Origin of the sequence: Aeromonas lacus (assembly GCF_000764665.1) — a bacterium.
Taxonomy (GTDB): Bacteria; Pseudomonadota; Gammaproteobacteria; order Enterobacterales; family Aeromonadaceae; genus Aeromonas; species Aeromonas lacus.
Genome location: NZ_JRGM01000121.1, coordinates 1 through 621, shown reverse-complemented (window position 1 = coordinate 621; position 621 = coordinate 1). Strand labels below are relative to the sequence as shown.

Below are 621 nucleotides of genomic sequence, written 5' to 3'. Positions count from 1 at the left end.
GGCTCATCCATCACACACCTGATGCAAAAATCATAAAATAAACCTATCACCTAAATCAATGCACCATAACGGAATATATACACGTACATCCAAGTAATCAGCTGTCCCTAGAGGCAACAATTAACTTGTTTCATGAGAAGCTAGCACGCCGCGTTTGCGCAACCAAGCCAACAGCCGCCATACCGAGCTCAACGCCCAGAAATAGAGAATAAATATTCCCATAAAGAGTAGCAAGCTCAACCATTCTGGTGCAGCCATTACTTCTAATACAATACCAATGAATACACAGCAGAACGCAAGTAGACAGATAAAGCATAGTGCTTGAGGTGATGACAGCCCTGCCCGCAAGCAAATATGGTGGAGATGCTCGCGATCAGGTCTAAATGGTGAGTGACCCTTGCGAACACGACGAACCATAATAGTGACCATGTCCATCAATGGAATTGCAATAAGCCACAATGCAGTGACAGGATACATCTGTGACTTTGGTCCTTGAGTACCTTGTAAAAGAACCCAAATCACAGTAAAGCCGATCAACATACTACCCGCATCGCCCATAAATACTTTACGATGTATACCAAATGGGAAACCTAAGTTAAGAATTATATACGGAACTACTAC

At 43.0% G+C, this 621-nt stretch carries 1 pseudogene; it reads right to left on the bottom strand.

The window, feature by feature from the left end:
* Positions 1-120: 120 nt before the first annotated feature.
* Positions 121-621: pseudogene (locus tag LG31_RS20435) on the bottom strand (UDP-N-acetylglucosamine--undecaprenyl-phosphate N-acetylglucosaminephosphotransferase); the annotation flags it as partial.